Source organism: Streptomyces sp. NPDC057697, from assembly GCF_042799335.1.
Classification (GTDB): domain Bacteria; phylum Actinomycetota; class Actinomycetes; order Streptomycetales; family Streptomycetaceae; genus Streptomyces.
In genome coordinates this window covers 1-5,817 of the sequence record NZ_JBHVJA010000031.1, presented here as the reverse complement: position 1 = coordinate 5,817, position 5,817 = coordinate 1, and the positions used below count along the sequence as shown (strand labels likewise).

Sequence of the window (5,817 nt, the reverse complement as noted above, 5' to 3'; positions counted from 1 at the left end):
GGCAAAGCCGGCAAGGTCATCGACCCCATGACCTACATCGCCAAGGGCGCAGGCGCCGGCCTCTCCAAGATCGGCGACATCACCAAAGGCCTCAAGGGCATCGGCAACATCGACATCCCCAAACTCCCCGACGACGCCATCACCCTGCCCGAAGGCTCCCTCAAGCTCCCCGACGGCACCTTCCACATCCCCGACGGCGCGACGGTCCCCGACGGCGGCGTCAAACTCCCGGAAGGGAACGTCAAGTTCCCCGACGACGTCCCCGTCCTGCCCGAGAACACCACCAAGCTCCCCACCCACACCGACGCCCCCGTCCAGTACTTCGACCACGACGGCAACCTCCTCGACGAACACGGCGACATCGTCCAGAAGGCCGGGGACGCCCCCAAGGAGGGCTCCCCCACCGTCCCGCACACGGACGGCCCGGACCCCACCACCCCGCACACCGACACCCCGCACACCCCGCACACCCCGGGCAGGGAGCCGGCCCTGGTCGGCGCGGGCGCCCACACCGCCGACAACGCCGCACACATCGGCGCCGACGCGGGCGACAACGCCATCCACCTCGGCAGCGACCTCACCGACCCCGTCCACCTCGGCGACACCGGCCGCTTCACCGACGACCTCCCCGGCACCCACCACCCCGCCGACAACGTCCCGGGCGGCCACGCGGGCGACCACCTCCCGGGCGGCCACGCCGACGACCTCGGCCACGGCCCCTCCGCGAGCCACGAACCGCCCGGCACCCACCCCGGCGGCCACAACGACAGCCCCGGAAACCACAACAACGGCGGCGGCCACGGCGACGGCCCGCGGGGGCCGCACGACCCGACCCCGACCCACCACAACGACCACGGCCCCAGCAGCCACGCCGACGACGCCGCACACCACGGGGCGGACGAGAGCACCCCGCACCACGGGTCCGACGACGGGGCGCCCCATGGCGACGGCGTCCCCGACGGCCCGCACGGCACCGACGGCCCGCACGGCACCGACGGCCCGCACGGCCCTGACGGCCCGGATCACCCCGGCGGCGACGGCCCCGGCAACGAGCCGCAGGGCAAGCCCGTGGAACCCCAGCCCGGCTGGCACGGCCAGAGCGCGGACAAGATGCGTCACTTCCGGCGACCGGCCCTGGACGTGTCCCACCTTCCCCTGAAGGATCAGCTTTCTGTCCTCGAACGAGAAGCGTCCGCCCTCGCCGATGACGCGCTCAAGGCTCCGGAGGGAGCGGCACCCCCCGGCCAGAATCACCTCGAATCCGGCTGCGCCGGAAGTTTCCTGCACGACAACACGATCTCCACGCACAGCAGCACCACGAAAATGCACGGTCAGAAGCTTCCGAGAACGCACAAGGTCCTCGAAAAAATTCTGAACGATGTCGGCACAAAGCTTGATGCAATGCCCGGAGCAAAAAGAGGATTTGGTCACGGAAAGTGCGCCGAGGTATCTCTGATAAGCGACCGATTGCATCAGCTGGACCCCACGGGGAAATCAATTCAGACGGTCGATGACGCAAAGAAGGCACTGGAAGGCGGCGTGATGCATACACGCCAGATCGGTGACCTCTTCAGTCGGAAGACGGGCGTACTCGAACGACAGAAGGACACCTTCCTTCCACCATGTGCCTCCTGCGCAGAAGTGCTGCCCCAACTGGGAATCCGAGTACACTCGTAAATCCCCAGTTCACGGAACGGAACGGATAATGAGCTCCGAACAGTTGGCACCCGAAGTACGCGACTGGCTCGTCGCAAACGGCTGGTCCCCGGGACGCGACATCGGGCAACGCGCCGACGAACTCGTTCAGGTGCGGGTACAGGACGCCGAACGCCAGGGGTGTCCCCTCCGTCCGGTACCCGCCGCGGTGCATGTGATCCACGCCTTCGGTCTGCTGCGCCTCAAGCACCCCACGGTGGAGCACGTCTCCTGGATCATGGATCCGACCCTCGGTTACGAGGGCGACGCACGAGTCATCCAGGAACTGTCATTCGGACTCGGTACGGAACTCTTCCCGGTCGGCTACGAGTCTTCCGAGTACGGAATTCTCCTGGTCGACGAGAAGGAGCGCTTCTTCCATCTCCACCACACCGGCGGGTACTACCTGGGAGAGAACACGATGGATGCGTTCTCCCGATTCCTGATCGGCGCGCCTGACCCTGACGCGGAGGATTACTTTGTCTGAGCAATTCCCCGCCGTAGCTTCCTCCCTGCTGATCGGCGGCCAGGTGGTCAGCCATACCAGCCTGGTGGGGGAAGGCACCGTCGATCTCCATCCCGCCATCCGTTCGTTCGTCGAATCGCTACCGGCCGACGTACGCAAGCCGTTCACCGGGCGCTGCGCTGAATCGGCCCTGCTGTCCGACCAGTTGTGGGCGTTCGACTCCGCACGGAACGATGGCCGCACGAGCACACTCGACGAAGCCGCGCCGCACTTCGCGGGATCCGCCATCATCTCCAAGATGATCCGTGGCCAAGGGCACCCCGATCACGGCAGGCCCACGGAACCGTGCGAGGTCTGCCGCCTGCTGCTCCAGAAGTTGAGCGTGCAGGTGATGGCTTGACGGAAGCCGGGGAGATCCCTGGGCATCCTGCTGTCGATAATGCCGAATTCGACATGGATGAGGGGCAGCGCCTGCTGTACAGAGGCGAACTCTTCACCGGCGAGGTCGAGGAGCGTCTGGGCGATGCCGTCGTCAGCCTGGACTCCTACGTGGCAGGGGTACAGCACGGGCCCAGCCGCGAGTGGTACAAGGACGGCACGCCCCGGTCCGAGGCGACGGCCCGTGAGGGACGTCCGGTGGGCGTGTCCAGGGAATGGCATCCGAACGGTGTGCTCGCCGCCGAGGTGGAGTTCTCCGAGAACGGTATGACCATGCTCGCCGAGCGCCGCTGGGACGAAGAAGGACGACCGACGAAGAACTGGCGTGCAAGCCAGGGACAGTAGCCCGTCGGCAGCGGAGTGACGGCGGCCAGGGACCGGTTCGCCCACGAGTGCTCGCGCACCCCGCTGATGCGCGGGCACGGGCGCCGTGCGGCTCGCGGAGCCCCGTGAGCGGGCCGACATCGCAATGCCCGGCCTGCCCGGAAGTGAAGGTCGGGTCCTGAAGTGACCGACGCCCCTGCCCGTGTACTGAGCGAGCGGCTGTGTGCCATCGACCGGAGCGACGACTCCGCGGCGTACCGACACGCGAATTCCGATGCTCTGCTGGTGCGTAAGTATCCGCGTCGTACGGCTCGGGGGGAGGCTCACGCGTACGGCGTCGAAGAGTCGTGGCCGTTCTTCGACATCGCGGAGCAGATCGCACCCGAGGTCCGGACGCCGTCCGATGACGCCGCCGAACTGGAAGAGGCGCTCGCCAGCCTGGCTCCGTCCTCGCTCAAGAAGACGTGCCGGGGCGCCGTTCGGTGGGCCGTGCTGCGGATCACCGCACGAGCACGCTCGACGAAGCCGCGCCGCACTTCGCGGGATCCGCCATCATCTCCAAGATGGTCCGTGGCCAAGGGCGCCCCGATCACGGCAGGCCCACGGAGCCGTGCGAGGTCTGCCGGCTGCTCCTCCAGAAACCGGGTGTCCAGATGATGGCCTGACGGGCGTCGGTGAGTTCCCCGGACACCTCGCGGCTCGCCCGATGCCGACGATGCCGTACACCACGGCACCGAGGACGCCTCCGACCAGTGCGTCAGCGAGTTCATGGACCCGTTGCACGCCGACACCCCTGGAGCGTTGCGAACAGATCGCCGACGCTCCCCCTCACCACGCCCCGGCCCTCGCCCACGCCGAGGTCAACGCCGCCCATCGGTCAGGTCCCCTGCCGTTGCCCCAACAGCCGGGCCTGTGCTCTCTCCAGCGCGGAGAAACCCTGGCGTGCGTAGGCGGCGAGTTCCTCGCTGGGGAACGACACCACCGAGAGGTGGCGGTCATGGTGTCCCTCGGCCCATCGGGCAGTTGTGATCTCGTAGCCGGACACATGGGCGCACAGTTGGAGCAGGAGCGGCGGCATCACTGGTTCGCTCAACAGGTCCGCGTGTCTGATGACCAGGTCGCGCATGGCCTGGATGTTCGGAAGAAAGACGGTAGTGACCCAGAGCCGCCACTCGGTGAGCTCCTCGGAAGTGGGCGGGGACTCACGAGCGAACGGCGACTTTCCGCCAGGGCGACCGTGCCGTTCCACGAACGCGCTGAAGGTGCGGCCGTTGGCCTCCGTGAGGGCGAACAGGGGCCCGTAGAAGTCGCTGGGCTGGCGATTCACGCGAGCAAGACGTTCCTGGCGCTGCGACAGACGCAAGCTGTTGAGGTAGGTGACGACATAGCCGACGAACGCCGGCCCGATGGTGACGACCACTGCGATCATGAGGGGCGATGCCAAGGGGTGTCCCGCAACCGTCGGTCATGATTCAGATGATCTTGATGTGGCTGCCCACCCGCGACTGCTCGACAGTCGAGCAGTCGAGCAGTCGAAGAACTATCGGTACTCCACCAACCACCAGGTCGTCATCGACGCTGACACCCGCTCGGTCGTTGTGGTCGGACAGCCACTGTCGGGCAACCGGAACGCCTGCGAGGCCCGGGAGGAATCGGGGGCCGAGGACAGGTCAGGGCCGGAGGTGTTTCAACGTGAACTCGGGCAGGGCATACGGGCCGGACTGCGGGGCATCGGCATCGGCATCGGCGGGGACATCGGCGTCAGTGATGTGCGACGCATGTGTTTCGGCGTTGTCGATGGGTGTGCAGGCCAGTTCGGATTCTGCGGGGAGTTCCCAGAAACGGCGGGTGTTGGCAGAGACGGCGTACGCCGTGGCAAAGCGTGTGGAGAGCGGAGCGGTGAGCGCGGCGCGGCAGAATCCGACGGCATCACGCGGGCTGAGCCAAGTCGCCAGGTGGCGCGACTCGGTGGGTGCCTCCTCGAAGCTGCCGATACGCAGGCAGATCACGGAAACATCGAACTTGTCCGCGTACAGCCGCCCCAGGGCCTCGATGGCCGCCTTGCTCACCCCGTACAGGCCGTCGGGGCGCACCGGCTCCTGTGGGCCGGTGCGATGGGCCGTGGGACAGAACCCGCTCACGCGGTTGCTGCTGGCCACCAGTACGACTCGCGGAATCGCCGCACGGCGGGCGGCTTCCAGGACATGGTGGGTGCCCAGCCACATTGGCGTCCAGGAGATCCTCGAACGGCGCCTCGTCCGCCAGGCCGCCCAGATGAAGCACGGCGTCCGCACCCGCGAGCGCGGCCCCGACGGCGGCCGCGTCCCGGAGATCGACGACCTGAACCACCTCGTTCGCGGCTTCGACCTGGAGCGGAACGCGGTCGAGCAGGACCGGGCGGCTCACCTCACCGCGCAACACCCGGCGCACGACTGAGCCGATGTTCCCCGCCGCCCCGGTGACGACCACTGTTCCCGGCTTCACCGCACACCTCCACCGTTCGGCCTCGTCAACGCGCTGATCCGGGCAGGCTGTGATCCTCTCATCGGCAGCCACGATCGCCGAGGAGTCGACGTCGGCCGGCGCCCTCGTGCTCGTGTGCACGATGTGGAGATCGGCGGGAGATCCTTGGGGGTCTCGTTGTGCCGGGAGGGCTCCCGTTTCCCGTCATCCGGTCAAGCCCGCTGGTCTTCGCACCTCATGACCCGTGCCGTGCTCCCGGCGGCCCTGTAACAGTCCGCCCACAGCCACCAGGCCCTCGATTGCTTCGGCTCCCCGGAGTTGATAGGCATGGTCAGCACATTTGTTTGCGCAGACTCGGCAGGGGGACTGGATGAAGTTCGACATGGGGGCGCAGGTTCTGACGAATCTGTCGTCGAAGTCGCGTGGGTCGA

The 5,817-nt window shown here is 67.4% G+C and carries 6 protein-coding genes and 2 pseudogenes; 5 read left to right on the top strand and 3 right to left on the bottom strand.

The features are described from left to right. From ACFVFH_RS35640 to ACFVFH_RS35625, 4 genes are all read left to right on the top strand, one after another. The coding region (locus ACFVFH_RS35640; RefSeq protein ID WP_383777088.1) for a YwqJ-related putative deaminase at positions 1-1,677 on the top strand (1,677 nt) is incomplete at its 5' end. 28 nt (positions 1,678-1,705) lie between these two features. After that, the gene (locus ACFVFH_RS35635; RefSeq protein ID WP_383777086.1) at positions 1,706-2,182 is read left to right on the top strand and encodes an SUKH-3 domain-containing protein; all 477 of its coding nucleotides are present in this window, start codon (positions 1,706-1,708) and stop codon (positions 2,180-2,182) included. Continuing rightward, positions 2,175-2,561 carry a YwqJ-related putative deaminase gene (locus ACFVFH_RS35630; RefSeq protein WP_383777083.1) on the top strand — a complete coding sequence of 129 codons (387 nt, stop codon included), beginning with the start codon at positions 2,175-2,177 and terminating at the stop codon, positions 2,559-2,561. The genes ACFVFH_RS35635 and ACFVFH_RS35630 overlap by 8 nt, the downstream gene beginning before the upstream one ends. Next, positions 2,558-2,944, top strand: a complete 387-nt coding sequence (locus ACFVFH_RS35625) for a toxin-antitoxin system YwqK family antitoxin (protein ID WP_383777080.1) — start codon at positions 2,558-2,560, stop codon at positions 2,942-2,944. The genes ACFVFH_RS35630 and ACFVFH_RS35625 overlap by 4 nt, the downstream gene beginning before the upstream one ends. A gap of 856 nt (positions 2,945-3,800) precedes the next feature. Here the strand turns inward: ACFVFH_RS35625 and ACFVFH_RS35620 are convergent. Continuing rightward, positions 3,801-4,352: a hypothetical protein gene (locus ACFVFH_RS35620; protein WP_383777077.1), complete on the bottom strand. Its 552-nt coding sequence runs from the start codon at positions 4,350-4,352 to the stop codon at positions 3,801-3,803. Between the two features lie 97 nt (positions 4,353-4,449). Between ACFVFH_RS35620 and ACFVFH_RS35615 the strand changes: the two are divergent. Beyond that, a pseudogene (locus ACFVFH_RS35615) lies at positions 4,450-4,599 on the top strand (IS5/IS1182 family transposase); the annotation flags it as partial. On the opposite strand, the gene ACFVFH_RS35610 reads toward ACFVFH_RS35615, so the two are convergent. Together ACFVFH_RS35610 and ACFVFH_RS35605 are read right to left on the bottom strand one after the other, a co-directional pair. Further along, positions 4,594-5,148, bottom strand: coding sequence for an NAD-dependent epimerase/dehydratase family protein (locus tag ACFVFH_RS35610; protein WP_383777074.1), 555 nt, complete (start codon positions 5,146-5,148; stop codon positions 4,594-4,596). The pseudogene ACFVFH_RS35615 and the gene ACFVFH_RS35610 sit on opposite strands and share 6 nt — an antisense overlap. A 94-nt stretch (positions 5,149-5,242) precedes the next feature. Next, a pseudogene (locus ACFVFH_RS35605) lies at positions 5,243-5,344 on the bottom strand (NAD(P)-dependent oxidoreductase); the annotation flags it as partial. Positions 5,345-5,817: the final 473 nt, after the last annotated feature.

What these genes read in the sequence shown, in the direction of transcription:
- ACFVFH_RS35635 (WP_383777086.1), top strand. Translation starts at nt 1,706, where the DNA reads ATGAGCTCCGAACAGTTGGCACCCGAAGTACGCGACTGGCTCGTCGCA.
- ACFVFH_RS35620 (WP_383777077.1), bottom strand. Translation starts at nt 4,352, where the DNA reads ATGATCGCAGTGGTCGTCACCATCGGGCCGGCGTTCGTCGGCTATGTC.
- ACFVFH_RS35610 (WP_383777074.1), bottom strand. Translation starts at nt 5,148, where the DNA reads ATGTGGCTGGGCACCCACCATGTCCTGGAAGCCGCCCGCCGTGCGGCG.